The sequence below is a fragment of the Streptomyces sp. NPDC059443 genome (assembly GCF_042750105.1).
Taxonomy (GTDB): Bacteria; Actinomycetota; Actinomycetes; order Streptomycetales; family Streptomycetaceae; genus Streptomyces.
On sequence record NZ_JBHYVM010000002.1, the window covers coordinates 129,413 to 155,525 of the forward strand.

Here is a 26,113-nt window from a genome sequence, read left to right on the forward strand (position 1 = left end):
GGGCACCGGAGAAGGGATCACCATGAACTCCGTAGCACCCTCCCAGGCCAGGATCGGCATCATCGGCGCCGGACCCGGCGGGCTGACGTGCGCACGCATCCTTCAACGGCGCGGCATCGCGGTCAGCGTCTACGACCGCGACCCGGGCCCCGACGCCCGCAACCAGGGCGGCACCCTGGACCTGCACGCAGACAACGGCCAGATCGCCCTGCGCGAGGCCGGCCTGCTCGACGAGTTCTTCGAACTGGCCCGCCCCGAAGGGCAGGAGATGCGCCAGATGGACCCGACCGGCACGATGACCTCCCACACGGTCCCGGCGGCCGACGAGCTCTTCAAGCCGGAAATCGACCGCGGCCAGCTACGCGGCCTGCTGCTCGACTCCCTGCGACCGGGAACCGTGCGCTGGGGACACGCCCTCGACACGATCAGCGGGCCCGCCGACGGGCCGAGGCGGCTGCACTTCACCGACGGCACGACCATCGAGGCCGATTTGGTCATCGGCGCCGACGGCGCCTTCTCCCGGGTCCGGCCGGCCGTGTCCCCCGCCGCCCCCAAGTACACCGGAGTGAGCTTCCTGGAGGCGCGATTCACCGACGTCGAGAACCGCCACCCGGACATTGCCGAACTGGTCGGCCCCGGCAGCGCCCATGCAGCCGACGGCGACCGCGGCCTGTTCGCCCAGCGCAACAGCGACGACCACATCCGCGTCTACCTCATCCAGCGCACCCCGGTCGACTGGATCAGCCGCAGCGGCCTGACCGCCGACGACACCGACGCCATCCGCGCCCTGCTCCTCGACGAGTACGCCCAGTGGTCGCCCCGCATGCGCCGGATGATCACCGACAACGACGGCCCCTACGTCGACCGCCCGATCTTCGCCCTCCCCGTCCCGCACACCTGGGAACACAACCCGACCGTGACCCTGCTCGGCGACGCCGCCCACCTCATGCCCCCGCTCGGCGTCGGCGTCAACCTCGCCATGCTCGACGCCTGCGAACTCGCCCTCGCCCTGGCCGACTCCGCCACCATTGACGACGCCGTCCGCACCTACGAGAAGACCATGCTCCCCCGTTCCACCGGGACGGCCGAGATCCTCGAAGGCGGCGCCGAGCACCTGCTGTCCGCCGGCATGCCCGACTCCGGCGACGACGCCCCCTCCCGCCCGTGACTGGAAATCAAGCCTTGCCCGGCGAGGCCGAGTTGAATGTCTCGCGATACGCGCGGGGCGGTACTCCGACGTGGGCTTTGAACAGGGTCCGGAAGTTGGCCGGTGTGCCCAGGCCGCAGCGCCGGGCGACCGCCTCCACCGTCAGGTCGCTCGATTCCAGGAGCTCCCGTGCGAGGCGGAGCCTTGCGTCGAGCAGCCAACGCATGGGCGGTCGGCCGGTGTCGGCGTGGAAGCGGCGGATGAGGGTGCGGCGCGACATCCCGGCGCGGCTCGCCAACCGGTCTACGGTGAGCGGCTCGTGCAGGTTGCGCAGGGCCCACTCGTACACCGGCGCCGGTCCGTCGTCCGGGTCGGGGGTCACCGGCAGGTCCATGAACGGCGCCTGGCCGCCTCCGCGTTGAGGCGCCGTGACCAGCAGACGCGCCCGCTGGTTCGCCAGTCGGGCGCCGTGATCGCGGCGGATGAGGTGCAGGCACAGGTCGAGGCCGGCGGTGACGCCGCCGGAGGTCAGCACCTGGCCTTCGTCGAGGTACAGAGCCTCCGGCCGCACGGTCACCTGTGGGTACTGCTTCGCCAGTGTTGCCGCGAACTGCCAGTGCGTGGTGGCCCGTCGGCCGTCGAGCAGGCCGGCGGCAGCAAGGGCGAACGCGCCCAGGCAGATGGACGCCATGCGGCTGCCCCGAGCCGCCGCCCCCGCGAGCGCGGCGCTGACCGCGCCGGAAGGCGTGCCGGGATCCAGGTATCCCGGGACCATCACGGTGTCCGCCGTATCCAGGGCGTCCAGCCCGTCGGCCACGGACAAGGCGGGGCCGCCGTGCATCGCGACGAGCCCGGGCCGTTCCGCACACACCGTCAGCGCGTAGGGCCCGTCCGGCCAGCTCCCGAAGACCTGCAACGGGATCCCGATGTCGAGTGCGAGGACGTTCTCAAGAGCCAGCACGACCACGTGGTGCTTTCCGTCTGGCATCCCACCTCCCGAGCGATGGCACGATCCTATCGCTGGATGGCATTCACGCCACTGACTCCTTCACCGAGATCGCGCCTACGGTCGCCTCATGACCACTGACGCACCCCCGCCCGTCTTCGAGCAGCTCCGCCTCCCCGACACGGGCCTCACCCGGGACGCCTACACCTACGTGGCCGGGGCCACGGCGGACTTCGTCCTCCATCACAGCGTGCGCAGCTACGTGTTCGCCCGGGCCCACGCCCAGAACCAGGGCTTGAACGCCAGCACCGACTACGACGACGAACTGCTGTTCCTCAGCTGCGTCCTGCACGACATCGGGGTCAGCGAGGAGGGCAACGGCGACCAGCGGTTCGAAGTCGACGGCGCCGACACCGCAGCCTCGTTCCTCCGCGAACGCGGCGTCGAGGAACGGCGCGTCGCCATCGTCTGGGACGCCATCGCCCTGCACACCTCGGACGGCATCGCCGCCCGGAAGGGCACGGAGGTGGCGCTGGCGCAGGCCGGCATCGGCACCGACATCCTCGGAATCCGGCGCGAGGACCTTCCGCCCGGCCTCGCCGACGAGGTGCACGCCCTGCTCCCCCGCATGGACCTGGCCTACGCGCTCAGCGACGCGATCGTCACCCAGGCCCTGACCAAGCCCCACAAGGCTTCCCCGCTGACCTTCCCCGGCACCCTGCTCCGCCACCACCTGCCCTACGGCGCCCACCCCGACTGGTACGACCTGATCGCCACGGCGGGCTGGGGCGACAAGCCCGTCGGCGCAGCGGCCCGGCGCCGCGCCGAGACGCCCGAGCAGGTGGGGGTCATGTTCACGGAGTACCTGGAGGCGGGTGACATCGAGGGCCTGGTGTCGCTGTACGAGCCGAACGCCCACTTCGTCCCCACCCCTGGAACCCACCTGGTGGGCACCGCGCCCATCCGGAAGGGCCTGCAACAGCTGATCGACACGGGTGCCCGTCTCAAGCTCGAACTGCGCGACATCCGGCAGGTGGACGACATCGCCCTGGTATCGAACACCGCCACCCTCACCGGTGTCGGCCCCGAGCCGGTCGTTTCCACCACCACGGAGGTCCTCCGGCGCCGGCCGGACGGCGGCTGGGCCCACGTGGTGGACGACCCTTTCTTCAGCTAGGGCGGTCACCCAGAGCGGTCACCGCCATCCCGGCGGTGATGGTGCGTCAGCCCAGCGCGCGGTCGAGGTTGAAGGCGGCGCTGATCAGCGAGAGGTGGGTGAAGGCCTGGGGAAAGTTGCCCAGTTGTTCGCCCGTCGGGCCGATCTCCTCCGCGAACAGGCCGAGGTGGTTGCCGTAGGTGAGCATCTTCTCGAAGGCGAGCCGGGCCTCCTCCAGCCGGCCCGCGCGGGCGAGCGCCTCCACGTACCAGAAGGAGCAGATCGAGAAGGTGCCCTCCGGGCCGTGGAGGCCGTCCGGGCTGGCGGTCGGGTCGTAGCGGTAGACCAGCGAGTCGGAGACCAGGTCCGAGGTGAGCGCGTCCAGGGTGGAGAGCCACTTGGGGTCGGTGGGCGAGATGAACTTGGCCATCGGCATCATCAGCAGCGAGGCGTCCAGCACGTCGCCGTCCAGTCCCTGGACGAACGCCCCCCGCTCGGCGGACCAGCCGCGCCGCATGATCTGCCGGTAGATCGCGTCCCGGGACTCCCGCCAGCGGGGCAGGTCCGCCGGCAGACCGCGGCGGTTCGCCATGCGCATCGCGCGCTCCAGCGCCACCCAGCACATCAGCCGCGAGTACACGAAGTTCCGCCGGCCGCCCCTGGTCTCCCACACCCCCTCGTCGGGCTGGTCCCAGTGCTCGCACAGCCAGTCCACCACGGCACCGACCTCGTCCCAGCGGTCACTGCTGATCGGCTGCCCCCACTTGTCGTAGAGGTAGATCGAGTCGATCAGCGCACCGTAGATGTCCAGCTGGAGCTGGCCGGTGGCGGCGTTGCCCACCCGCACCGGTGCGGAGCCTAGGTATCCCTCCAGGTGCGCAAGCTCGTATTCGGGCAGCTCGGTACGCCCGTCGATGCCGTACATGATCTGCAACGGGCCGCCCTCCCCCGTGCCCCGCAGGATGCCCCGCTCGGAGATGAACCCCATGAACGCCTCGGCCTCCGAGGTGAACCCCAGGCGCAGCATCGCGTAGACGCAGAAGGCGGCGTCACGGACCCAGACGTAGCGGTAGTCCCAGTTGCGCTCGCCGCCGATCTGCTCGGGCAGGCTGGTGGTGGGTGCGGCGACGATCGCACCGGTCGGCGCGTAGGTGAGGAGCTTCAGCACCAGCGCGGAGCGGTTCACCGTCTCCCGCCACCGCCCGTGGTAGCGGGAGCCGGCCAGCCAGTGGCGCCAGAACCGGACGGTCGCGTCGGCCTGCTCCTGCGCCTCGGCGCGCGGGCACGCCCGGGGCGGGGTGTCGTCGCCGATCTGATCGAGGGCGAAGACGTTGGACTCGCCTTCGAGCAGCTTGAAGTGCGACCAGACGTCCAGACCGTCGGTTTCCAGGGGTGCGGTGGAGGTCAGCGCGAGCGTCAGTGACGGGGAGCGGAACACCGCCGTGCGGCCTTCGAGGTGCGTGGTGTGCGCTTCGGCGCCGTAGCCGAAGCGTGGGGCGATCCGCGCCCTGAACGGGAGGGTTCCGCGGACGCAGAGCACCCGCCGGATCAGCCGGTGCCGGGCCGCCTCGCGCGAGTCGTCCACGACGGGCATGAAGTCCTGGATCTCCGCCACCCCGTCCGCGGCGAAGAACCGCGTGATCAGCACGTTCGTGTCGGGGAAGTAGAACTGCCTGGTGCGGGTCGGGACCTCTGCGGCCAACTGGAACGACCCGCCCCGGTCGGCGTCGAGGATGGCCCCGAAGACGCTGGGCGCATCGAAGCGCGGGCAGCAGTACCAGTCGATGGTGCCGTCCGTGCCGACCAGGGCCGTCGTACGAAGATCGCCGATCAGTCCGTGCTCGGAGATCGGGATGTAACGACGGCCGTCCGCCTGCTCGAAACCACTCGTGCCGAACGCCATACCGGCCTCCCTGCCGCTGCGGCCCGGGCCTGGAGATGACACCTCGCTCCCCATGCTAGACGAGTCCCGGTGTCGCGCCGAAAGCTGGAGCTCCGGTACAAGAGCTCGACGCTCTGGCGGGGAGCACGACGCTGAGAGAGCCGGCCGCGAGCATCTCCTCGGAGCGGCTCCACAGGCGCCGGGCGCCGGACGGGTCGACGGCGCAGCGGGCCACGCCTTGCAGCGGGACACCGCGGCGGTCGAGGACCTCGGCCTCGTTGCAGTCGGCGAAGGCGTACGGCTGACCGCGGCCGGACGGGTCGTGATGCGCCGCGCGACGGTCGTGCTCGATGAGATCGGTGCCGCCGCCCGCGAGCTGTCCGGCCTGCCGGAACCGGGCATCAGCCGCGAAGGCGCCACTCCGGTGCGCGCCCTGTGTCTGGCGGTGCCGTCGGCGCATCCGCTGGCGCGCGGGGAGTTCGTGGATGTGGCCGACCTGCGCGGACAGCAGCGGATCGCCGGTCCGGCGTCCGGACCGGACCGGCTGATGGGGGTGTGGCCAGGCCTGGACGAGCGCCCCGAGATCGCACGCACGGCCCGGGCATGCAAAAGGCCGTCCTCTCATGTGTGAGAGAACGGCCTCCGACCTGCGTTTCCGCATGGTCGGGACGACAGGATTTGAACCTGCGACCCCTTGACCCCCAGTCAAGTGCGCTACCAAGCTGCGCCACGTCCCGATGTGCTTCCGACTGGGCTTCCCATTTGGGCTTTCCCCGTCCCGGCGGCACATGCAGAACATTACCCCACGACGAGGGGTGTGCATGCACCGGTAATCGGCGGGAGGGAGGATGAGGGGGTGAACGCTAGGGATCGGGACGGTGAGGGGCGGGCGCGCAGTGCGCGGCCCAGGGATGGACTGGGGCGTCCGCTGCCCTACGGGGCTCAAGGAGTCGAGCGGCAGCCCGAGGGGGTCGTGCGGGCGCCCGGCGAAACCCTCGCGGAAGCGCAGCGGCTGCTGGACGCCGGGATGCCGTTCCACGCGCACGAGGTGTTCGAGGACGCCTGGAAGTCCGGGCCCGAGGCCGAGGCGGCGCTGTGGCGCGGGCTCGCGCAGCTGGCGGTCGGGCTGACGCACTCGGCGCGGGGCAACGCGGTGGGCGGGGCGCGGCTGCTGCGGCGCGGAGCGGATGTCCTGGCCGGACGGGAAGAGGCGGCCGGGGCGGAGCCGTCGTACGGGATGGACCTGGCGGGACTCGTGCGCTGGGCCCGGGCGCTGGCGGAACGGGTGGAGGCCGGCGCGGCCGTCGACGCGGCGGCCGAGGCGCCCCGGCTCTCCGGTCGCGGGGGCCTCGGCTAGACGGCCTGCACCGGTCAGGCCGGCTGGAGGAGGTCCCAGCGGTTGCCGTAGAGGTCCTGGAAGACCACGACGGAGCCGTACGGCTCGTGGCGCGGCTCTTCCAGGAAGCGGACGCCTTCGGCCGTCATGCGGGCGTGGTCGGCGGCGAAGTCGTCGGTGTAGAGGAAGAAGCCGACGCGGCCGCCCGTCTGGTCGCCGACCCGGGAGCGCTGTGCGTCGTCCTTGGCGCGGGCCAGCAGGAGGGCCGACTCCTTGGCCCCCGGCGGGCGGACCACCACCCAACGAGAACCGTCCGGCCGTTCGGTGTCCTCGGCCAGTTCGAAGCCGAGGGCGCGGGTGTAGAAGTCGATGGCCTCGTCGTAGTCGCGGACCACGAGGGCGGTGAGGGCGATGTGGGTGGGCATGCCCTCATTGTGCGCCGAGGAGGACCACTTCCAGGGTGCGGGGGCCGTGGACGCCCTCCACCCGGTCGAGTTCGATGTCGCTGGTGGCCGAGGGGCCGGAGATCCAGGTCAGCGGGCGGGTCGGGTCGAGGAGGGGCAGGGCTCGCGGGACCGAGTCCACCACCTGGTCCGGGACCCGGACCACGCAGATGTGGTGGTCGGGGATCAGCGTGATCCGGCGCCGGCCCTGGTCGGGGCCGCCGTCGAGGACGATCGTGCCGGTCTCGGCGATGGCCAGGGCGCAGCCGGTCACCACGCTGTCCACGCCCTCCAGTTCGCGTGCGGTGGACGCGGCCCGGTCGTGGATCCGGGTGGGGTCCGCCGCCGAGAGCCAGTACGGGGGCAGCTCCGGCGGGACGAGTACGCTCCGGGCGCCCCGCTCGGCCAGCAGCCGCGCCAGGAGCACCGCGAGGCCGTCCTCGTCCACCCGGTGCACCTTCGCGCGGTACTCGGTCAGGTTCGCGGCGAGCAGGTCCACGTTCTCGGCCGGGGTGCGCGTCCCGTGGACCAGGAGGTAGTCCCGGGAGATCTCCGGCTCCGGGGCCGACCCGGGGCCGGGCTGCGGCACGGCCCGGCGGATGCGGGCCAGGATGCGGTCCTTGCCGCTCATGATTCCCCTCCCTGTTTCCCGACCTGTCCCCGTCCCGCTTCCCGTCCCTCTTCGCGCGCCGCCCACCAGTCGCGGAACGGCTGCTCCGGGAGCTCCGGGAGCTCCCGGCTGTCGGTCCAGGCCCGGCCGGGCCCCGGCAGCCGGCGCGGGCGCAGCCGCCGGGTGCGGCTCAGCAGCCGCTCGCCCGCGCGCAGCGCGCCCGGGTGGTCGAGGAGGAGCCGGGCGGCCCGCATCGCGGCCCGTTCGGCGGCGTGCCCCCGCGCCGGGCGGATACGGACGCGGATGCCCTCGCGGGTCACCGGACCGCCCTGGGCGACCCGTTCGCGGAGGTGGACGAGGACCTCCGGGATGTCGATGGCGACCGGGCAGACCTCGTAGCAGGCCCCGCACAAGGTGGAGGCGTAGGGCAAGGAGGCGTCGATCTCGCTCGCGGTGCCCCGGAGTTGGGGGCTGAGGATGGCGCCGATGGGGCCGGGGTAGACGGAGCCGTAGGCGTGGCCACCGGCGCGCTCGTAGACCGGGCAGACGTTCAGGCAGGCGGAACAGCGGATGCAGCGCAGGGCCTGGCGGCCCACCTCGTCGGCGAGGGTGTCGGTGCGGCCGTTGTCGAGGAGGACGAGGTGGAAGACCGCGGGTCCGTCGCCCTCCGTGGCGCCCGTCCACATGGTCGTGTACGGGTTCATCCGCTCGGCCGTCGAGGAGCGCGGCAGGGTCTGGAGGAAGACCTCCAGGTCGCGGAAGGTCGGCACGACCTTCTCGATGCCGACCACCGAGATCAGGGTCTCGGGCAGGGTCAGGCACATCCGGCCGTTGCCCTCGGACTCCAGGACGACCATGGTTCCGGTCTCGGCGACCATGAAGTTGGCGCCGGATACGGCGACTTTGGCGCGCAGGAACTTCTCGCGCAGGTGGAGGCGGGCCGCTTCGGCGAGTTCGCGCGGGTCGTCACCCATCCCTTCCGGCGCGGGCCGTCCCCAACTGCCCATCTCCGAGGCGAAGACGTCGCGGATCTCGGCCCTGTTGCGGTGGATGGCGGGGACCAGGATGTGGGAGGGTCGGTCGTGGCCGAGCTGCACGATGAGCTCGGCGAGGTCGGTCTCGTACGCGGCGATCCCGGCCGCCTCCAGGGCCTCGTTGAGGCCGATCTCCTGGGTGGCCATGGACTTGACCTTGACCACCTCGCGCTCGCCGGTCGCCAGGACCAGTTCCGTGACGATCCGGTTGGCCTCCTCCGCGTCCGCCGCCCAGTGGACGGCGCCGCCCGCGGCGGTGACGGAGGCCTCCAACTCCAGCAGGTAGCGGTCGAGGTGACGGAGCGTGTGGTCCTTGATCTCCTTGCCGGCGGCGCGCAGCGCGTCCCAGTCCGCCAGCTCGGCGACGGCGCGGGCGCGCTTGTCGCGGATGGTGTGGGTGGCGTGCCGGAGGTTGGCGCGCAGGACCGGGTCCCCGACCGCCTCCCGCGCCGCCGCGGGGAACGCGGGAAAGGCCGGCATGCCGAGGTCCGTGCGCGTCATCTCGGGGTGTCCTCCTCGGTCGCGGCCAGGATTTCGGCCAGGTGCAGGGCCCGCATCGGGGCGCCGGCCCGCCGCAGGATGCCGTCCAGGTGGGCGAGGCAGGAGTTGTCGGCCCCGCACAGCACCTCGGCGCCCGTGGCCACCGCGCTGCCGGTCTTGTCGGCCCCCATGGCGGCCGATACGTCCGGGTTCTTGACGGCGAAGGTCCCGCCGAAGCCGCAGCACTCCTCGGCGCCGGGCAGTTCGCGCAGTTCGAGCCCGCGCACCGCCTCCAGCAGCCGCCGGGGCCGGTCCCCCAGCCCGAGGCCCCGTAGGCCGTGGCAGGACGGGTGGTAGGTGACCGTGTGCGGGAAGTACGCGCCCACGTCCGTCACCCCGAGGACGTCCACCAGGAACTCGGTGAGCTCGTACACCCGCGGCAGGAGGTCTTCGGCCAGCCCGGCCAGCCCGGGCCCCCGCCCCTCCACCTCGGCGGCGCGCCCGATCCGGGGGTAGTGGGCGCGGATCATGGCGGCGCAGGAGCCCGAGGGGGTGACGACGTACTCGTACCCGGCGAAGGCCTCGGCGGTGCGCCGGAGCAGCGGTTCGGCCTCGCGCCGGTAGCCGGTGTTGTACTGCGGCTGCCCGCAGCAGCTCTGCGCCGCCGGGAAGTCCACGCTCACCCCGAGCCGCTCCAGGAGGCGGACCACGGCGATGCCGGTGCGCGGGTAAACGGCGTCGTTGACGCAGGTGACGAACAAGGCGACGCGCATGACGGGCAGAATAGCCCGGTGAAGAAGTTCTCAGTGATCGGCATAGGCGCGGGCGACCCGGACCACCTGACACTCCAGGCGGTCAAGGCGATCGGCGCGGCGGACGCGTTCCTCATCCTGGAGAAGGGCGAGGAGAAGGCGGATCTGACCGGGCTGCGGCGCGCGATGCTCGAAGAGCACGCCCGCCCCGGCCACCGACTGGTGGAGGGCCGCGACCCCGACCGGGACCGGACCCCCGCCGACTACACCCCCACCGTGGACGGCTGGCGCAGCGCGCGGGCCGAGCTCTTCGAGCGGTTCATCGCCGAGGACCTTGCGGAGGGCGAGACCGGGGCGTTCCTGGTGTGGGGCGATCCCTCGCTCTACGACTCCACCCTCGCGATCCTCGACGAGGTGCTGGAGAAGGGGCGGGTCGCCTTCGAGCACGAGGTCGTGCCCGGCATCAGCAGCATCTCCTCGCTGCTGGCCCGGCACCGCACCAACCTCAACCGGGTGGGCCGGCCGGTCCAGATCACCACCGGACGGCGGCTCGCCGAGGGCTGGCCGGCCGATGTGGACGACGTGGTGGTGATGCTGGACGCCCGGCACGCCTTCACGGCCCACCTCGACCAGGACCTCTACATCTACTGGGGCGCCTACGTGGGCACCCCCGACGAGATCCTGGTCTCGGGGAAGCTGGCCGAGGTGGCCGGCAGGATCGAGGAGCTGCGCGCCGAGGCCCGCGCCCGCAAGGGCTGGATCATGGACACGTACCTGCTCCGGCGCGGCTGACCGGGCCCTGGGCCAGGCTAGGCCAGGTAGGCGGGCAGGACCTCGGCGAGCCGTTCGTACTCCTCGGCCCGGTTGTAGACCTGCCCGCACACCCGGATCCCGCCGCCGCCCGCCCACGGCCAGATCAGCACCCGGATTCCGGCCTCCGCCGCGATCCGCTCGCGCAGGACGGTGGCGTCCTCGCGGGTCTCGGCCGTTCCGGCGGGCAGCCGCAGGGCGCGCATGGGCAGGCCCTCGGTGTGCGGGAGCGCGGTGAGTCCGGGGATGGCGGCGAGCAGCGCGGCGCCGTGGGCGGCCAGCGCGCTGTTGTGGGCCCGTACCTTGGCGGCGTCGAGCCGCTCCAGGAGGTCCAGTCCCTCCGGGGCGGCGAGCCAGCCGGTGTAGTCGACGGTGGCGCGGTACTCGACCGAGCGCGGGAAGCCGTGGTGGTCCTCCCAGGACGGTACGAGGGCGCGGACCCGGTCGCGGTGGCCCGGGGCCACGGCGAGGATCGCGGTGCCCGACGGGGCGTAGCCCCACTTGTGGAGGTTGCCGAACCAGAAGTCGGCGCCGCCGCCGAGCGGGTCGGCGAGCGCGCCGGGCGCGTGCGCGCCGTCCACGACGGTGGTGACGCCCCGGGCCCTGAGGTCGGCGAGCAGCCGGGGCGAGGCGATGACCCGGGCGGTGGGAGAGCTGATGTGGTCGAGCAGCGCCACCTTCGTGCGCGGCGTCAGCCCGGCCAGCACGGATTCCCGTACGGCGTCCTCGTCGGGGAGGAACGGGTCCAGGGTGACGGTGGTGACCCGGGCGCGGCGGGCGGCGGCCTCGACCACGGTGCCGTAGCCGTGGTCGGTCACCAGGATCTCGTCGCCCTCGGCGAGCTCGATGGCGTCGAGGGCGAGGTTGGCGCCTTCGGTGGCGTTGGAGATGAAGGCGAGCCCGTCCGGGTCCGCGGCGCCGAGGCGGGCCGCGATCCGGGCGCGGGCGGCGCCGAGGCGGTCGGAGGCGCCGATGAAGAAGGCGTCGGGGTCGGCGTGCGCCTCGGCCGTCAGGGCGGCCTGGACCTCCCGCACGGGGTGGGGCACCGCGCCGAAGGAGCCGTGGTTGAGGTGGGCGACGGCGGGGTCGAGCCCGAACAGGGCCCGGCCGCCGGCGAACTCCGCGGGGCGTATCGACTCGGTGGGCGCGGTCACGTCGACCTCCGTGAGGGGGTGGTGGGGTGGGAGCGGGGGCGCTGATGTTCCAGTGGATCATCCCCCGGCGCCGCCCGCCCCGGAACCCCTCAAAGAGACGACCTAGCCCATCAGGGCCTCACGGCCTCAGGCCCTCAGGGCTTGCCGTCCGGCCGGAGCCGCAGCTCCCGCCGGCGGAAGTTCCGCTCGCCGACCGCGCGCCAGATCACCCGGGGCGGGAGCGGCATCTCGCCGATGATCATCTCCCGCTCCTGCGCGTCCGCGTCCTTGAGGATCATCCCGAGGACGGTGAACAGCTTGCTCTTCGGCACCGCCGTCCGCGCCGCTTCACCGACCATCGCCCATTCCTCGGGCGAGACCACCCCGGCGACCAGCGGCAGCACCTCGCGCTCCTCCTCGTCGAAGTGCGCGTCGACCGACCGCGACACCTCTTCGAGTACGGCGACCAGCTCGGCGCCGTCCCGCTCGTTGACCACGGCCGACCACCGGTCCAGGAGCGCGGCGGCCCGGGCGAGGCGCTCCGCCAGGCCCTCGTGCTGGTCCTCCATCCGGCGCCACAGATCCCCCTGCCCGGGAAGCCGTTCGGTCAGCTTCGGCCACAGCAGCGCGTCTTCGCCCGCGTGGTGGTGGTGCAGGGTCTCCAGCAGCAGCGACAGCCGCTCCGCGACCCGTTTGACCTGCGCGCGGCCCCCCTCGGGCGCCGTGCGCACCCGGTCCGCCGCCTCGTGGAACTCCCGCCGGAACATCCGGTGGACCACGACCATGTCGTGCGTGAACGGCCTTCCCTGACTCTCCATCTCCGATGACCCCCCGGTCTTGACGGACACGTCCGCCACCAGCGTGACGCACCCCGGCCCGCAGGCGCCAGGGCGCACGGCAGCGCGCGGGCGGATCGGGACACTAGGACTTCGGCGGGCGCATCTCCTGGCGGAGTGTGGCCCGCGCACCCAGTCCGGCGAGCCAGTCGTCCAGGTCCGCCATCGCGGGCGGGTCCAGGAGGGACGGGTCCACCGTGGTGCGGAGCTGGTGGGGCACGCCCGAACTCAGGAGGAGTCGCAGACTGCGCTCCGCCGAGGCGGCCGCGTGGCCGACTCCGGTGACCCGCTCGTAACGGCCGGGCGGGGCCTTGACGTCGAAGCCGACCCAGTCCAGCAGGCCCCCGTCCAGCAGCCGGGCGAGACGCCGGGGGAAGGCTCCGCCGGTGTGCAGGCCGACCTGGAGGCCCAGGGCGCGTGCCTCTCGTACGGCCTGCGCGAGACCGCGCTGGAGCAGCGGCTCCCCGCCGGAGAAGACGATCCCGTCGAGCAGCCCCGTACGGCGGGCGAGGTGGCCGAGCACCTCGTCCCAGGAGACGGCGGCCGGGGCACGGGCGGGCAGCAGGCCGGGGTTGTGGCAGTAGCCGCAGCGCCAGGGGCAGCCCTGGCAGAAGACGGTGGTCACGAGCCGGCCCGGCCAGTCGCAGGTGGACAGGCGGGACCAGCCGCCGATCCGGATGACCTCGGCGGAGGCGGCCGGGCCCGGCGGCACGGCGGGGGCCGGGGGTCCGGAGGTCACGCCGCCGCCTTGAAGGGGACGCGCTCGGCGTGTTCGCCCTTCTTGCCGATGTTGAAGGAGGACACCGGGCGGTGGTAGCCCATGACCCGGGTCCAGACCTCGCACGCCGCGCCGCAGCTGGGGCACTCGGGCCGCTCCCCCGCCAGGTAGCCGTGGTCGGCGCAGATGGAGAAGGTCGGGGTGACCGTCAGGTACGGGAGCCGGAAGGTCTCCAGCGAGCGCCGTACGAGTGCGCGGCAGGCCTCGGCCGTCGGGATCCGCTCGGGGGTGTACAGGTGCAGGACGGTGCCGCCCGTGTACTTGCCCTGGAGTTCGTCCTGGCGCTCCAGCGCCTCGAAGGGGTCGTCGGTCCATCCGACGGGCAGCTGCGAGGAGTTGGTGTAGTACGGGTTGGCGTCGGTGCCGGCCTGGAGGATCCCGGGGAAGCGGGCCCGGTCCTCCTTCGCGAAGCGGTAGGTGGTGCCCTCGGCCGGGGTGGCCTCCAGGTTGTAGAGGTGGCCGGTGCTCTCCTGGAACTCGACCATCCGGGCCCGGACCCGGTCCAGCAGCCGGACCGCGAGGGCGTAGCCCTCGGGCGCGGTGATGTCGTAGGCGTCCGCGCTGAAGTTGCGGATCATCTCGTTGACGCCGTTGACGCCGATGGTGGAGAAGTGGTTGCGCAAGGTGCCCAAGTACCGCTTGGTGTAAGGGAAGAGGCCGCCGTCGATCAGCTCCTGGACGGTGGCCCGCTTGAGTTCGAGGCTGTCCTTGGCGAGATCGCACAGCCGGTCCACCGCGGCCAGCAGTCCCGGCTCGTCACCGGCGTACGCGTACCCGAGCCGGGCGCAGTTGAGGGTGACGACCCCGAGCGAACCGGTCTGCTCGGCGCTGCCGAAGAGGCCGTTGCCGCGCTTGAGCAGCTCCGTCAGATCGAGCTGGAGGCGGCAGCACATGGAGCGGATCATGTTCGGTTCGAGTGCGGAGTTGATGAAGTTCTGGAAGTACGGGAGCCCGTACTTGGCCGTCATCGCGAAGAGCCGCTCGGCGTTCTCGCTCTCCCAGGGGAAGTCCCGGGTGATGTTGTAGGTCGGGATGGGGAAGGTGAACACCCGTCCGGTGGCGTCCCCTTCGGTCATCACCTCGATGTACGCCCGGTTGATCAGGTCCATCTCGGCCTGGAGCTCGCCGTAGGTGAAGCCGGCTTCCTCGCCCGCGACGACCGGGATCTGATCGCGCAGGTCCTCGGGGCAGGTCCAGTCGAAGGTGAGGTTGGTGAAGGGGGTCTGGGTGCCCCAGCGCGAGGGCACGTTGAGATTGTGGACCAGCTCCTGGATGCACTGCCTGACCTGCGGGTACGTCATCGCGTCGAGGCGGACGTAGGGGGCGAGGTAAGTATCGAAGGAGGAGAAGGCCTGGGCGCCCGCCCATTCGTTCTGCAGGGTGCCCAGGAAGTTCACGATCTGGCCCACGGCCGAGGACAGGTGCCGGGGCGGGGCGGAGTCGATCTGGCCGGGGACCCCGCCCAAGCCCTCGGCCAGCAGGGTGCGCAGGGACCAGCCCGCGCAGTAGCCGGAGAGAATGTCCAGGTCGTGGATGTGGAAGTCGCCCTCCCGGTGGGCGCGGGCCACGTCGGCCGGGTAGACCTGCTCCAGCCAGTAGTTCGCGGTGATCTTGCCCGCCGCGTTGAGGATGAGGCCGCCGAGCGAATAGCCCTGGTTGGCATTGGCGTTCACCCGCCAGTCCCGGCGGTCCAGGTACTCGGTCACGGTCTCTACGGCATCGACGACAGCAGTCACGGCAGCCCTCCCACGAGGCTCGGCACGGAAGTACGGATCACATGCCGGCAGGGGTCGGACTCGTCCACACGGGGTGGACACAACCGTTGCGGGGCAGTCCCGGATTCACACCGGATTCCCTGTGACTCGGTCGGGGCGAACCCCGCCGAACCGGCAGGGCCAACACTACATATGGATGCGAGCAGGACCTGCAACCACTACATATTGGGTGACGAAGGTCCCGGGGCAGAGGCCTTCCGGCCCTCGGGCCGCGGGCCTCCCTAGTCCGCCGCCTCGGCCGCGGACGACCGTTGCCCGGACGCCGAGGGCGGCTCTTCACCTAGGAGTGGACAAAGGCGCGTTGCCTGTACAACTGCTGTGATCATCGGGCGCCACGGGCCTTTCAGCGGAATAGGGAATTCCCCTGGCCTTCCGGCGAAAGTGGCGCATAATCGTCTTCATGCGGCTTGAACAAGCCTCTTGCCGCGTATGGTCACGCATGCATGGGGGGCATCGTGCCGATGAGTGATTCCATGGGCGATTCCGTGAGCGATTCCGTGGGAGCCGGCATATTTCCGGCCACGTCCGTCGAGTTTTCCCGCCTGCTCACCACCGTACGGCGGTGCAGGGTGCTCACCGTCACCGGACGGTTCCGGGAGCCCCGGAGCCTGCTGGTGCGGGAGATCGGGGAGCGGCTCGCGTCCAACTTCTACGACGGCGTGGCCGTCGTCGGCATGGACCACCGCTTCGGGGTCCGCGACCTGACGGCCGCGCTGGGCTGCGTACCGGGCATGCCGTTCCTGCCGTACGGCACGGTGAACGCGGCGTCGTGGCTGGCCGAGCGCGACATGCTGCTCGTCCTCGACGGCTCCGACCACCTCGCGCCCGAGACCCTGGCCTGGCTGCGCGACCTGCTCACCGCGGCCCCCGGCCTGCGGATCCTGTCGGCCGGACGCCATCCGCTGGGGTTCCCGCAGGAACGGGTGCACCGGCTGTGAACTCCGCGCCCCGACCGGCTACTCGGCCCGCCAGTCCTCGGCCAGCAGCCCCATCACCACCTCGTCCGTGAACTCCCCGCACACCCAGGCCGCCCGGCGCAGGGTCCCCTCCAGGACGAATCCGTTCGCGCTCGCGGCCCGGATCATGGGGAGGTTGTCGGCCAGGGTGTCCACCTGGAGCCGCTGCAGCCCGCGCACGGAGAACCCGTAGCGGCACAGCAGTCGCACGACGTCCTCGCCCAGGCCCCGGCCACGGCTGCCGGGGCGCAGCGAGATGCCGAGGTGGGCGGAGCGGTTGTGCGCGTCGATGGCCCAGAGCAGGGCCTCGCCCGCCAGTTCGCCGGTGGCCCGCTCCACTACGGAGAAGCAGGCCACGGCGTCGGAGGGCTCGCGGGGTTCGTACGGGGAGTGCCCGCTCGCCGCCCCGACCGGCCGCCAGGGCCGCGTGTCGGCGCGCGAGCGCGTGGCCACGTCCTCGTAGAGCTCGGCGTGGAGCACGGCCACGTCGTCGGTGTGCCGGGCGCGCAGTCCGGCCAGTTCTCCTTGAATCATGCGGCCTTACTAGCCTGCGCCGGGCCGCGGCCACAACCGGGTTTCCGCCCCGGGGCCCGCCCCGGACACGGCTCCACCCCGGACACGGCTCCGCCCCGGTCGGCGGCTGCCGGCCGGGGCGGACCCGTTGAAGCGGTGTTTCCAGTGTGTCCCTACCGGCAGACCTAGCCGAGGATCGCGAGCGCCTGGTTCAGCGTCGCGGACGGCCGCATGATCGCCGAGGCCTTGGCGGCGTCGGGCTGGTAGTAACCGCCGATGTCGGCCGGGGAGCCCTGCACCGCGATGAGCTCGGCGACGATGGTCTCCTCCTGCTCGCCCAGGGTCTTGGCGAGCGCCTCGAAGGAGGCGGCGAGCTCGGCGTCGGCGGTCTGCTTCGCCAGCTCCTGCGCCCAGTACAGGGCGAGGTAGAAGTGGCTGCCGCGGTTGTCGATGCCGCCCAGCTTGCGGCTCGGCGACTTGTCCTCGTTGAGGAAGGTGCCGGTCGCGCGGTCCAGGGTGTCCGCGAGGACCTGGGCGCGGGCGTTGCCGGTGGTGGTGGCGAGGTGCTCGAAGGAGACGGCCAGCGCGAGGAACTCGCCGAGCGAGTCCCAGCGGAGGTAGTTCTCCTTGACGAGCTGCTGCACGTGCTTCGGGGCGGAGCCGCCGGCGCCCGTCTCGAAGAGGCCGCCGCCGTTCATGAGCGGGACGACCGACAGCATCTTGGCGCTGGTGCCCAGCTCCAGGATCGGGAAGAGGTCGGTCAGGTAGTCGCGCAGCACGTTGCCGGTCACCGAGATGGTGTCCTCGCCGCGGCGGATGCGCTCCAGGGAGTACGCGGTGGCCTCGACCGGCGAGAGGATCTCGATGGTCAGACCGTCGGTGTCGTGGTCGGCGAGGTACGTCTTGACCTTGGCGATCAGCTGCGCGTCGTGCGCGCGGCCCTCGTCGAGCCAGAAGACGGCCGGGACGCCGGTGGCGCGGGCGCGGGTGACGGCGAGCTTGACCCAGTCCTGGATCGGCGCGTCCTTGGTCTGGCAGGCGCGGAAGATGTCACCGGCGGCGACCTCCTGCTCCAGGACCGTGGCACCCGAGGCGTCGACGACGCGGACGGTGCCCGCGGCGGCCAGCTCGAAGGTCTTGTCGTGGCTGCCGTACTCCTCGGCCTTCTGGGCCATGAGGCCGACGTTCGGCACCGAGCCCATCGTGGACGGGTCGTACGCGCCGTGCGCACGGCAGTCGTCGATGACGACCTGGTAGACACCGGCGTAGCTGCTGTCCGGGAGGACGGCGAGCGTGTCGGCCTCGGCGCCGTCCGGGCCCCACATGTGGCCGGAGGTGCGGATCATGGCCGGCATCGAGGCGTCGACGATGACGTCGGACGGAACGTGCAGGTTGGTGATGCCCTTGTCCGAGTCGACCATCGCGAGGGCCGGGCCCTCGGCGATCTCGGCGTCGAAGGAGGCCTTGATCGCGTCGGCGTCGGGCAGCGCGCCCAGGCCGTTCAGGATGGTGCCGAGGCCGTCGTTCGGGGACAGGCCGGCGGCGGCCAGGGTCTCGCCGTAGCGGGCGAAGGTCTTCGGGAAGAAGGCGCGGACCACGTGGCCGAAGATGATCGGGTCGGAGACCTTCATCATCGTGGCCTTGAGGTGCACGGAGAACAGGACGTCCTCGGCCTTGGCGCGCTCGATCTGGGTGTTGAGGAAGGTGCGCAGCTCGTCGACGTGCAGGACGGAGGCGTCGACGACCTCGCCGGCGAGCACCGGTACGGAGTCGCGCAGCACGGTGACGGAGCCGTCGGCGGCGACGTGCTCGATGCGGAGCGTGCCGGCCTCGGCGATCACGGCGGACTTCTCGGTGGAGCGGAAGTCGTCGGCGCCCATGGTGGCGACGTTCGTCTTCGACTCGGAGCTCCAGGCACCCATGCGGTGCGGGTGCGCCTTGGCGTAGTTCTTGACCGAGGCAGGGGCGCGGCGGTCGGAGTTGCCCTCGCGCAGGACCGGGTTGACGGCGCTGCCCTTGATCTTGTCGTAACGGGCGCGGTTCTCGCGCTCCTCGTCGCTCTTCGGGTCGTCCGGGTAGTCCGGGAGCGCGTAGCCCTGGCCCTGGAGCTCGGCGACCGCGGCCTTGAGCTGCGGGATCGAGGCCGAGACGTTGGGCAGCTTGATGATGTTGGCGCCCGGGGTCTTCGCCAGTTCGCCGAGCTCGGCGAGGGCGTCCGCGATGCGCTGGCCCTCTTCCAGGTACTCGGGGAAGCTGGCGATGATCCGGCCTGCCAGGGAGATGTCACGGGTCTCGACATTCACACCGGCCGTCGACGCGTATGCCTGGATCACAGGCAGGAACGAATACGTCGCGAGGGCCGGGGCCTCGTCAGTGTGCGTGTAGATGATGGTCGAGTCAGTCACCGGATGCTCCGCTCCACAGTCTGCGTCTCTCGTCTGCAACATTGCTCGACATCAAGATATCTCGTGATCGGGCCGGTCTGGACAGCCCCCCGCTCCAAGCCGCGAGGAGACACGTGTCACGTTCCGTGACAGGAGCGCGGGAGGGCGCCGCGGTACGGCCCCGGGGGGCCCGGGAACGGCGGAAGCGCCGCCACCGGCTGTTTTCAGCCAGGTGCGGCGCTTCGGCACTACCGGTCACGGACCTGCTCAGGCGTGGACGGCCTTCGGGCTCGGGCCGTACTGGTTCGGGGTCGGCTGGCCCTCGGTGGCCGCGAGGACGATCAGCCAGATGCCGCCGATGATCGGCACGAGGACGATGAAGTACCACCAGCCGGACTTGCCGATGTCGTGCAGCCGGCGGACCATGACCGCGATGCAGGGGACGAGGACGGCGAGGGCGTAGAGCCCGTAGATCACCATGTTGGCGCCGACGACCGAGTCGATGATCGAGACGACGATGGCGACGGCGAGGTTGCAGAGGAAGAACATCCAGAACTCCTGGCGGCGCGCGCGGCCGGAGAAGTCGGCGTACTTCTTCAGAACATCGGTGTAGTAGTGCATGAGTCCCCCCAAGAGACCTGTTCTCGGCCCGTCCTGATGAAGCAAGCCGGGGCAGAACTTATGCCCCGCTTACGGCGCGGTCAAGCCACTTCGCAGCGCCCGGGAACAAACCCAGTGGAAACACCCACACCTCTCGACCCACCGTTCCCTGATGTCACCGAAGGTGACGAAATGACCTGACGGAAGTCTTACGGCAGCGCGTGGGAACCCCCGACTCGCCCTGTAAGTCCGTAGCGTCCACGCCATGCGCCTACTCGTCACAGGAGGAGCCGGGTTCATCGGCTCGCACATCGTTACCGCACTGCGTCTTCACGGCCACGATCCGGTCGTTCTGGACCTCGTGCCCCCGGCGGCCGACGTGGAGTTCGTACGGGCGGACGTGCGCGACCCGGAGGCGGTCCGCGCGACCCTGCCCGGGGTGGACGCCGTCTGCCACCAGGCCGCGATGGTCGGCCTCGGCAAGGACTTCGCGGACGCCCCCGCGTACGTCTCCCACAACGACCTCGGCACGGCCGTCCTGCTGGCCGCGATGGCCGAGACGGGGGTGCGGGACCTGGTCCTCGCCGGCTCTATGGTGGTCTACGGGGAGGGCCGCTACGAATGCCCCCGCCACGGGGTCGTCCGGCCGGGCCCGCGCCGCGTGGCGGACCTGGCCGCCGGGCGCTTCGAACCCCATTGCCCCGTCTGCGAATCGGAACTGACGCCCGGTCTGGTGGGCGAGGACGCCCCGACCGACCCGCGCAACGTGTACGCGACGACGAAACTGACGCAGGAACACCTGGCGGCCTCGTGGGCCCGGTGCGTGGACGGCCGCGCGGTGTCGCTGCGCTACCACAACGTGTACGGCCCGGGGATGCCGCGCGACACCCCGTACGCGGGGGTGGCCTCCTTCTTCCGCTCCTCGCTGGCCCGGGGCGAGGCGCCCCAGGTGTACGAGGACGGCCGCCAGCGGCGGGACTTCGTCCACGTCGGGGACATCGCCGAGGCCAACGCCCTGGCCCTGGAGGCCCCGACCCCGCTCGGCGCGTGCACCCCGTACAACGCGGGCAGCGGCACCCCCCACACGGTCGGCGAGATGGCCACCGCCCTCGCCCTGGCCCACGGCGGCCCCCTCCCGGTGATCACCGGCGAGTTCCGCCTCGGCGACGTCCGCCACATCACGGCCGACTCCCGGCGCCTGCGCACGGACCTGGGCTGGCGCCCCCGGATCGACTTCACGACGGGCATGACGGAATTCGCCCACGCCGCGCAACGGGCGGCCGGCTGAGCGGGGGGGCCGGGCGCCGGACCACTCCGGCCTCGGCGGGCAAAAGCCAGCCTCGCCGGCGTTTGAGGCGCAGGGGTCCGGGGGCGGCGCCCCCGGCAGCCGGCCCGCACGGGCCCACGGCCTCAGGCCGGCACCGGCAGCGTCACCTCGAACCGGCAGCCGCCCGGGACGTTGTGGACCATCGCGTGGCCCGCGTGCGCCTCGACGATCCCGCGCACGATCGCCAGCCCGAGCCCGGCCCCCGCCGGAGGGGTCCGCGCCGAGGTGCCCCGCCACCCCGTGTCGAAGACCCTCGGCAGGTCCTCCGCCGGGATCCCGCCGCAGCCGTCGGTGACGGACACGACCACGGAGCCCGCCCGCCGCGAGGCCGCGATGGCCACCGTTCCGTCCGCCGGCGTGTGCCGGATCGCGTTGATCAGCAGATTGGCCAGGACCCTCGTCATCTCCTTGCCGTCCACCTCCACCGGCACCCGGTCAACGGCTCCGCCGTCCAGCCGCACCCCGTGCTCCCGCGCCAGCGGGTCCACCCCGGACAGCGCGTCGCCCACCAGGTCGTACACGGACATCCGGCTCGGGCTCAGCGCCAGCGCCCCCGCGTGGATGCGGGAGAGTTCGAACAGGTCCCCGACCATGGAGTTCAGCCGGTCCACCTCGGTCCGGATCTGCCGGTGATAGCGCGCCGGGTCTTCGGCCATGCCGTCCTCCAGCGCTTCCGACATGGCCCGCAGTCCGGCCAGCGGTGTCCGCAGATCGTGGGAGATCCAGGCCACCAGCTCCCGCCGCGAGGTCTCCAGCGCCCGCTCCCGCTCCCGAGACGCCGCCAGCTTCTCGCTCGTGGCCGCCAACTCCCGGGACAGCGAAGCCAGTTCCGCCGTGCCCGGCCCCGGCGGCGCCGCGAAGCTGCCGCCGTCGCCGAAGTCCCGGGCGGCCAGCGACAGTTCGCGGCTGCGGGCCACCACCCACCGGCCGAGCAACAGCGCCACCGCCAGCGAGACCACCGCCGCCATCGCCACCACCAGGGTGACCACCCCGAGGTCGTGCCCGGAGAGGAACATCGCCTGGGCCACGGCGAGCGTCCCGGCCAGCATGGCCGTCACCGTCACCGCGGCGATCACCGTCAGGGACACCGCCACCGAGCGGTGCCGCACCAGCCTCAGGACGAGCGCGCCGAGCGCCCCCGCGCACACGGCGCCGCCGAACGCGAACAGCGCGATGAGCAGTATGTCCTTCATACCGGCTCCCCCGCCGGTTCGAAGCGGTAGCCGACGCCCCACACGGTCTGGATCAGCCGCGGCTGCCCGGGGTCGTCCTCGACCTTGGCGCGCAGACGGCGTACGTGCACGGTCACCGTCGACAGGTCCCCGAAGTCCCACCCCCACACATCGCGCATCAGCTCCTCCCGCCCGTGCGCCTGCCCGGGATGCCGGAGGAAGTGCGCCAGGAGATCGAACTCGCGGACGGTGAGGGCGAGTTCACGGCCGTCCTTGGCGGCCCGGTGGGTGGCCGGATCCAGGGTGATCCCGGCGCCCGTCAGCCGGTCCTCCCGTACGCCGCCCAGCGCGCCCCCCGCCGCCGCGGACCCGGAAGCCCCGGCGGCACGGGCCGCTCCGCCGCGCCGCAGCACGGACGCGACCCGCAGCACCAGTTCGCGCGGACTGAACGGCTTCGTCACGTAGTCGTCGGCGCCCGTCTCCAGCCCGGCGATGCGGTCGTCCTCGTCGCCCCGGGCGGTCAGCATGATCACCGGCACCGGGCCCGTGGCGCGCAGCCTTCGGCACACCTCCAGCCCGTCCAGCCCCGGCAGCATGAGGTCCAGTACGACCAGGTCCGGCCAGGCCCGCGCGGCGCAGGCGAGGGCGGCCGGACCGTCGGCTGCGGTCTCCACCGCGAAACCGGCGCGCCGCAGATAGCCCGTGACCACCTCGGCCACGGTCGGGTCGTCGTCGACGACGAGGATCCGGCCGGAGGAGCCGGAGGCGCTGGAGGTGCCGGATGAGCCAGAGGCTGATTCCATACCGCTGCCGTTCATACCGCCCAGCCTCCCACCCCGCCGCCCGGCGCGGCACCGCGGAGGGGGGCCGCAGGGGGGACGTCCGCGTTTCGTAAGGACTCCACGGCCCTTTTGCGGGGCTGTGGTTCCTACGGTGAAACCGTGAGCGAAACCGTGACGGTAGACGTCGTACTTCCCTGTCTGAACGAGGCCGAGGCCCTGCCCTGGGTCCTGGCCCGCATCCCGGCGGGCTGGCGGGCCCTGGTCGTGGACAACGGCTCCACGGACGGCTCCGCCGACCTCGCGCGGTCGCTCGGCGCGACCGTGGTGGAGGAGTCCCGGCGCGGTTTCGGCGCCGCCTGCCACGCCGGGCTGCTCGCCGCCGAGGCCGACGTCGTCTGCTTCTGCGACTGCGACGCCTCCCTGGATCCCGGGCTGCTGGCCGGTTTCGTGGCCTCGGTCGCCGCCGGCGAGACCGATCTGGTGCTCGGCCGCCGCCGCCCGCAGGGCCGTGGCGCCTGGCCGGCGCACGCGCGGGCCGGGAACCTGGCGCTGGCCCGGCTGCTGCGCCGGCGGACCGGGCTGCGGCTGCGCGACCTCGGCCCGATGCGGGCCGCGCGCCGGGAAGGGCTGCTGGGTCTGGACCTGTCGGACCGGCGCTCCGGCTACCCGCTCCAGATGGTGGTCCGGGCGGCCGACGCGGGCTGGCGGATCCGGGAGGTGGACGTGCCGTACCTGCCCAGGTCGGGGAAGTCGAAGGTGACCGGCACCTGGCGGGGCACCTGGCAGGCGGTGCGCGACATGAGCCGGGTGCTGGCGGAACCCCCGGCCCGGCCCACGGCGGAGTCCCCCGCCGGATCCCCTACCGGATCCCCTGCCGGGCCCACCGCCGGATCCCCTGCCGGAGGCGCCCGATGAACCCCACCACCGGCCCTGCTCGGACCACGCTGCTGGTGATCGCGAAGGAGCCCGTGCCCGGCCGGGTCAAGACGCGGCTCACCCCGCCGTTCACCCCCGCCGAGGCGGCGGAACTGGCCGAGGCCGCCCTCGCCGACACCCTCGCCGCCGTGGCCCGCACCCCCGCGGCCCGCCGGGTCCTGGTCCTGGAAGGCCGGCCCGGACCGTGGCTGCCGCCCGGCTTCGAGGTGATCCCGCAGCAGCCCGGCACCCTGGACCTGCGGCTCGCCGCCGCCTTCGCGGCGTGCACCGGACCGGCCCTGCTGATCGGCATGGACACCCCGCAGGTCACTCCGGAGCTGCTGGAGGTGGACTGGTCCGCGTACGACGCGTGGTTCGGTCCGGCCGTCGACGGCGGGTTCTGGGCGCTCGGGCTCGCCGTTCCCGACCCCGCGCTGCTGCGCGGGGTACCGATGTCGGTGCCCGAGACGGGCGCCGTCCAGTACGAGCGGCTGCGCGCGGCCGGGCTGCGGATCGGGCGGCTGCCGGTGCTGCGGGACGTGGACACCGCCGAGGACGCCCGGCTGGTCGCCGCCGAAGCGCCGGAAGGCGCGTTCGCGGCGCGGCTGGCGGTGCGGCGATGAGCACGCTCGCCTCCGTTACGGGGCCCGGCGCGGCCGCCCCGCCCACGGCGGCCGGGGCCACCGCCGCCCCGCCTACGGCCGCCTCCGCGGTCGCGGCCTGGTCCGCCGACCCCTACACCGTGGCCCTGCGCAGCGGCCGGGGCCCGCTCTACCTGCGGCGGGGCGACGGGTGGCTGCTCCCGCTGGACGTGGAGCGCTGGTGCGAGGCGCCCGACCGGGCCGACCGGACGGTGCTGCGGCGCTGCCGGGGCGCCGTCATCGACATCGGCTGCGGCCCGGGCCGACTGGTGTCCGCGCTGGCCGCCCGGGGACACCGGGCGCTGGGCATCGACGTCAGCCCGGAGGCGGTGGCCCGTACCGCCCGCTCGGGCGGCACGGCACTGCACCGGTCGGTCTTCGACTCCCTGCCGGGCGAGGGGCGTTGGGACACGGCGCTGCTGATCGACGGCAACATCGGCATCGGCGGCGATCCGGTGGCGCTGCTGCGGCGGATGGCCGAGGTGCTGGCCGCGGCGGGCTCCCTGATCGTGGAGTGCGCCGAGGCGGAGGCGGCGGTCGACGTGGACGAGCGCTGCGAGGTCCGCGTGGCCGACGGCCGCGGCGGCCTCGGCGCGCCGTTCCCCTGGGCCCGCGTCGGCCCGGCGGCCCTGACCCGGCACGCCGCGGCCGCGGGCTGGACCCCGGGCGGGCACTGGACGACGGCGGGCCGGGCCTTCACCGTGCTCACCCGGCCACAGCACTCGTAGAGCCTGCCCGGTCCGGTGGGGCCCCGCTTCGTTCACGGCCTGCGGGCCACCCACACCGTGCGCTGCGCGCTGACGCGGAGGTCGGTGCGGTGCGGGAGGGCGTCCGGGCCCTCGCCGTCGAGGAGCGTGCCGAAGGTGGCCAGGTCCTCCGCGTCGAGGCGGTCGGCGAGGTGGTCGCGGACGCGGCTCAGGGTGCTCCGCGCGTAGCGGCCGGCGGCGGCCGGCAGCGGGTCGGTCAGCTCCACGGTGAACAGCCGCTCGGCTTCGACGGCGAATCCGGCCCCGGTCAACAGGGCTCCCCAGTCGGAGCCGAGGTGCGGCATGTCCTCGGCCTTGGCCGCATCGAGGAGGGCATGGGCCCGCTCCTCCAGGCCGGGGCGCCCGGTGCCGAGGTCCTCGGGGAGGAAGCGCGGGAAGGTGTCGAACTCGGCCACCGCGAGGAGGCCTCCGGGGCGCAGCGCGGCGTGGATCTCGGCGAGGGCCCGGCCGGGGTCCGCCATGTGGTGCAGGGAGGTGGAGGCCCACACCAGGTCGGCGGGGCCGACGGCCGGCCAGGCCGCGTCCAGGTCGGCGCGCACGGGGTGGACTCGGTCGGCGAGGCCGAGGGCGCGAGCCTTCTTCCCGAGGTGCTCCAGCATGGCGGCCGAGATGTCGAGGGTGGTCGCCTCGGCCGCTTCGAAGCGCCGGAGGAGGGCGAAGGTGCCGGTACCGGTGCCGCTGCCCACGTCGAGGATCCGGCGGACGGGCGGGTCCCCGGCGGTGAGGCCGTGGATCAGGGCAGTGGCTCCGGTGAGGTAGTCGTGCAGTACCTCGGCGTCGAGGTCGAGCATCTCGGCGAGGGCCGACTCTTCGGCGGGGCCGTGCCCGTGGCCGTGCCCGTGCTCGTGGCCGTGGCCGTGGCTCTGGTGGTGGTCCCCGTGCTGCCGGTGCTGCCGGTGCTGCTGGTGCTGGTGGTGCTGGTCCGCGTTCATGTCTTC

The 26,113-nt window shown here is 72.6% G+C and carries 25 protein-coding genes, 1 tRNA gene, 1 pseudogene and 1 riboswitch; of the genes and pseudogenes, 10 read left to right on the forward strand and 17 right to left on the reverse strand.

The window, feature by feature from the left end; genetic code table 11:
- Nucleotides 1-22: 22 nt before the first annotated feature.
- Nucleotides 23-1,168 (forward strand): FAD-dependent oxidoreductase, encoded by a 1,146-nt coding sequence (locus ACFXDJ_RS02205; protein WP_384649810.1) that lies wholly within the window; start codon nt 23-25, stop codon nt 1,166-1,168.
- A gap of 7 nt (nt 1,169-1,175) precedes the next feature.
- On the opposite strand, the gene ACFXDJ_RS02210 is transcribed toward ACFXDJ_RS02205, so the two are convergent.
- Complete coding sequence (locus ACFXDJ_RS02210) at nt 1,176-2,135, reverse strand: GlxA family transcriptional regulator (RefSeq protein ID WP_384649812.1); 960 nt, start codon at nt 2,133-2,135, stop codon at nt 1,176-1,178.
- 88 nt (nt 2,136-2,223) lie between these two features.
- On the opposite strand from ACFXDJ_RS02210, the gene ACFXDJ_RS02215 reads away from it, so the two are divergent.
- Complete coding sequence (locus tag ACFXDJ_RS02215) at nt 2,224-3,270, forward strand: nuclear transport factor 2 family protein (RefSeq protein ID WP_384649815.1); 1,047 nt, start codon at nt 2,224-2,226, stop codon at nt 3,268-3,270.
- Between the two features lie 46 nt (nt 3,271-3,316).
- Here ACFXDJ_RS02215 and ACFXDJ_RS02220 read toward each other — a convergent pair whose 3' ends face one another.
- A complete protein-coding gene (locus ACFXDJ_RS02220; RefSeq protein ID WP_384649817.1) occupies nt 3,317-5,152 on the reverse strand; it encodes a glycoside hydrolase family 15 protein in 1,836 nt (611 codons plus the stop codon).
- Nucleotides 5,153-5,351: 199 nt separating this feature from the next.
- Between ACFXDJ_RS02220 and ACFXDJ_RS02225 the strand changes: the two are divergent.
- Nucleotides 5,352-5,732, forward strand: a pseudogene (locus ACFXDJ_RS02225) (LysR family transcriptional regulator); the annotation flags it as partial.
- A 59-nt stretch (nt 5,733-5,791) separates the two neighbouring features.
- Here the strand turns inward: ACFXDJ_RS02225 and ACFXDJ_RS02230 are convergent.
- A tRNA-Pro gene (locus tag ACFXDJ_RS02230) sits at nt 5,792-5,868 on the reverse strand.
- Between the two features lie 119 nt (nt 5,869-5,987).
- On the opposite strand from ACFXDJ_RS02230, the gene ACFXDJ_RS02235 reads away from it, so the two are divergent.
- The gene (locus ACFXDJ_RS02235) at nt 5,988-6,488 is read left to right on the forward strand and encodes a DUF309 domain-containing protein (protein WP_384847519.1); all 501 of its coding nucleotides are present in this window, start codon (nt 5,988-5,990) and stop codon (nt 6,486-6,488) included.
- 14 nt (nt 6,489-6,502) lie between these two features.
- On the opposite strand, the gene ACFXDJ_RS02240 is transcribed toward ACFXDJ_RS02235, so the two are convergent.
- From ACFXDJ_RS02240 to ACFXDJ_RS02255, 4 genes are read right to left on the reverse strand one after another with little or no spacing between them, the layout of a single operon-like run.
- On the reverse strand, nt 6,503-6,892 hold the full coding sequence (locus ACFXDJ_RS02240) for a VOC family protein (RefSeq protein ID WP_384649819.1): 390 nt from the start codon (nt 6,890-6,892) through the stop codon (nt 6,503-6,505).
- Nucleotides 6,893-6,896: 4 nt separating this feature from the next.
- Nucleotides 6,897-7,541: a lactate utilization protein C gene (locus ACFXDJ_RS02245; protein ID WP_384649821.1), complete on the reverse strand. Its 645-nt coding sequence runs from the start codon at nt 7,539-7,541 to the stop codon at nt 6,897-6,899.
- Nucleotides 7,538-9,055: a lactate utilization protein B gene (locus ACFXDJ_RS02250; RefSeq protein ID WP_384649823.1), complete on the reverse strand. Its 1,518-nt coding sequence runs from the start codon at nt 9,053-9,055 to the stop codon at nt 7,538-7,540. The genes ACFXDJ_RS02245 and ACFXDJ_RS02250 overlap by 4 nt, the downstream gene beginning before the upstream one ends.
- Nucleotides 9,052-9,807: a (Fe-S)-binding protein gene (locus ACFXDJ_RS02255; RefSeq protein ID WP_384649825.1), complete on the reverse strand. Its 756-nt coding sequence runs from the start codon at nt 9,805-9,807 to the stop codon at nt 9,052-9,054. The genes ACFXDJ_RS02250 and ACFXDJ_RS02255 overlap by 4 nt, the downstream gene beginning before the upstream one ends.
- Nucleotides 9,808-9,825: 18 nt before the next feature.
- On the opposite strand from ACFXDJ_RS02255, the gene cobF reads away from it, so the two are divergent.
- Entirely contained in the window at nt 9,826-10,578 is a 753-nt protein-coding gene (gene cobF, locus ACFXDJ_RS02260) for a precorrin-6A synthase (deacetylating) (protein ID WP_384649827.1), read from the forward strand.
- Between the two features lie 17 nt (nt 10,579-10,595).
- Here cobF and ACFXDJ_RS02265 read toward each other — a convergent pair whose 3' ends face one another.
- The 4 genes from ACFXDJ_RS02265 to ACFXDJ_RS02280 form a co-directional block, all read right to left on the reverse strand.
- On the reverse strand, nt 10,596-11,750 hold the full coding sequence (locus ACFXDJ_RS02265) for an aminotransferase class V-fold PLP-dependent enzyme (protein WP_384649829.1): 1,155 nt from the start codon (nt 11,748-11,750) through the stop codon (nt 10,596-10,598).
- 134 nt (nt 11,751-11,884) lie between these two features.
- On the reverse strand, nt 11,885-12,547 hold the full coding sequence (locus ACFXDJ_RS02270; protein ID WP_384847522.1) for a hemerythrin domain-containing protein: 663 nt from the start codon (nt 12,545-12,547) through the stop codon (nt 11,885-11,887).
- A gap of 103 nt (nt 12,548-12,650) precedes the next feature.
- Nucleotides 12,651-13,304, reverse strand: a complete 654-nt coding sequence (locus tag ACFXDJ_RS02275) for an anaerobic ribonucleoside-triphosphate reductase activating protein (RefSeq protein WP_384847525.1) — start codon at nt 13,302-13,304, stop codon at nt 12,651-12,653.
- On the reverse strand, nt 13,301-15,130 hold the full coding sequence (locus ACFXDJ_RS02280; RefSeq protein ID WP_384649849.1) for a ribonucleoside triphosphate reductase: 1,830 nt from the start codon (nt 15,128-15,130) through the stop codon (nt 13,301-13,303). The genes ACFXDJ_RS02275 and ACFXDJ_RS02280 overlap by 4 nt, the downstream gene beginning before the upstream one ends.
- Nucleotides 15,108-15,249: riboswitch (cobalamin riboswitch) on the reverse strand. Its footprint overlaps the gene before it by 23 nt.
- A 342-nt stretch (nt 15,250-15,591) precedes the next feature.
- Here ACFXDJ_RS02280 and ACFXDJ_RS02285 point away from each other — a divergent pair.
- Nucleotides 15,592-16,056 carry a hypothetical protein gene (locus tag ACFXDJ_RS02285; RefSeq protein ID WP_384649833.1) on the forward strand — a complete coding sequence of 155 codons (465 nt, stop codon included), beginning with the start codon at nt 15,592-15,594 and terminating at the stop codon, nt 16,054-16,056.
- Nucleotides 16,057-16,074: 18 nt separating this feature from the next.
- Here the strand turns inward: ACFXDJ_RS02285 and ACFXDJ_RS02290 are convergent, their stop codons facing one another.
- The 3 genes from ACFXDJ_RS02290 to ACFXDJ_RS02300 all read right to left on the reverse strand — a co-directional run bounded on the left by ACFXDJ_RS02290 (nt 16,075) and on the right by ACFXDJ_RS02300 (nt 19,592).
- A complete protein-coding gene (locus ACFXDJ_RS02290) occupies nt 16,075-16,608 on the reverse strand; it encodes a GNAT family N-acetyltransferase (protein WP_384649835.1) in 534 nt (177 codons plus the stop codon).
- A 164-nt stretch (nt 16,609-16,772) separates the two neighbouring features.
- Nucleotides 16,773-18,992, reverse strand: a complete 2,220-nt coding sequence (locus ACFXDJ_RS02295) for an NADP-dependent isocitrate dehydrogenase (protein WP_384649837.1) — start codon at nt 18,990-18,992, stop codon at nt 16,773-16,775.
- A gap of 246 nt (nt 18,993-19,238) precedes the next feature.
- Nucleotides 19,239-19,592, reverse strand: a complete 354-nt coding sequence (locus ACFXDJ_RS02300; protein WP_384663726.1) for a DUF805 domain-containing protein — start codon at nt 19,590-19,592, stop codon at nt 19,239-19,241.
- Nucleotides 19,593-19,836: 244 nt separating this feature from the next.
- On the opposite strand from ACFXDJ_RS02300, the gene ACFXDJ_RS02305 reads away from it, so the two are divergent.
- The gene (locus tag ACFXDJ_RS02305) at nt 19,837-20,859 is read left to right on the forward strand and encodes an NAD-dependent epimerase/dehydratase family protein (protein ID WP_384663724.1); all 1,023 of its coding nucleotides are present in this window, start codon (nt 19,837-19,839) and stop codon (nt 20,857-20,859) included.
- A gap of 122 nt (nt 20,860-20,981) precedes the next feature.
- Here ACFXDJ_RS02305 and ACFXDJ_RS02310 read toward each other — a convergent pair whose 3' ends face one another.
- Complete coding sequence (locus ACFXDJ_RS02310) at nt 20,982-22,091, reverse strand: sensor histidine kinase (protein ID WP_384663723.1); 1,110 nt, start codon at nt 22,089-22,091, stop codon at nt 20,982-20,984.
- Complete coding sequence (locus tag ACFXDJ_RS02315) at nt 22,088-22,873, reverse strand: response regulator (RefSeq protein ID WP_384663721.1); 786 nt, start codon at nt 22,871-22,873, stop codon at nt 22,088-22,090. Before ACFXDJ_RS02315 ends, ACFXDJ_RS02310 begins: the two co-directional genes overlap by 4 nt.
- A gap of 138 nt (nt 22,874-23,011) precedes the next feature.
- Here ACFXDJ_RS02315 and ACFXDJ_RS02320 point away from each other — a divergent pair, with 138 nt between their 5' ends.
- The 3 genes from ACFXDJ_RS02320 to ACFXDJ_RS02330 are packed head-to-tail and all read left to right on the forward strand — an operon-like array spanning nt 23,012 to nt 25,136.
- Nucleotides 23,012-23,767 (forward strand): glycosyltransferase family 2 protein, encoded by a 756-nt coding sequence (locus ACFXDJ_RS02320; RefSeq protein WP_384847527.1) that lies wholly within the window; start codon nt 23,012-23,014, stop codon nt 23,765-23,767.
- On the forward strand, nt 23,764-24,390 hold the full coding sequence (locus ACFXDJ_RS02325; protein WP_384649290.1) for a DUF2064 domain-containing protein: 627 nt from the start codon (nt 23,764-23,766) through the stop codon (nt 24,388-24,390). The genes ACFXDJ_RS02320 and ACFXDJ_RS02325 overlap by 4 nt, the downstream gene beginning before the upstream one ends.
- Complete coding sequence (locus tag ACFXDJ_RS02330; protein WP_384649288.1) at nt 24,387-25,136, forward strand: class I SAM-dependent methyltransferase; 750 nt, start codon at nt 24,387-24,389, stop codon at nt 25,134-25,136. Before ACFXDJ_RS02325 ends, ACFXDJ_RS02330 begins: the two co-directional genes overlap by 4 nt.
- Nucleotides 25,137-25,168: 32 nt before the next feature.
- Here the strand turns inward: ACFXDJ_RS02330 and ACFXDJ_RS02335 are convergent, their stop codons facing one another.
- A complete protein-coding gene (locus tag ACFXDJ_RS02335) occupies nt 25,169-26,107 on the reverse strand; it encodes a class I SAM-dependent methyltransferase (protein ID WP_384649286.1) in 939 nt (312 codons plus the stop codon).
- Nucleotides 26,108-26,113 lie beyond the last annotated feature (6 nt).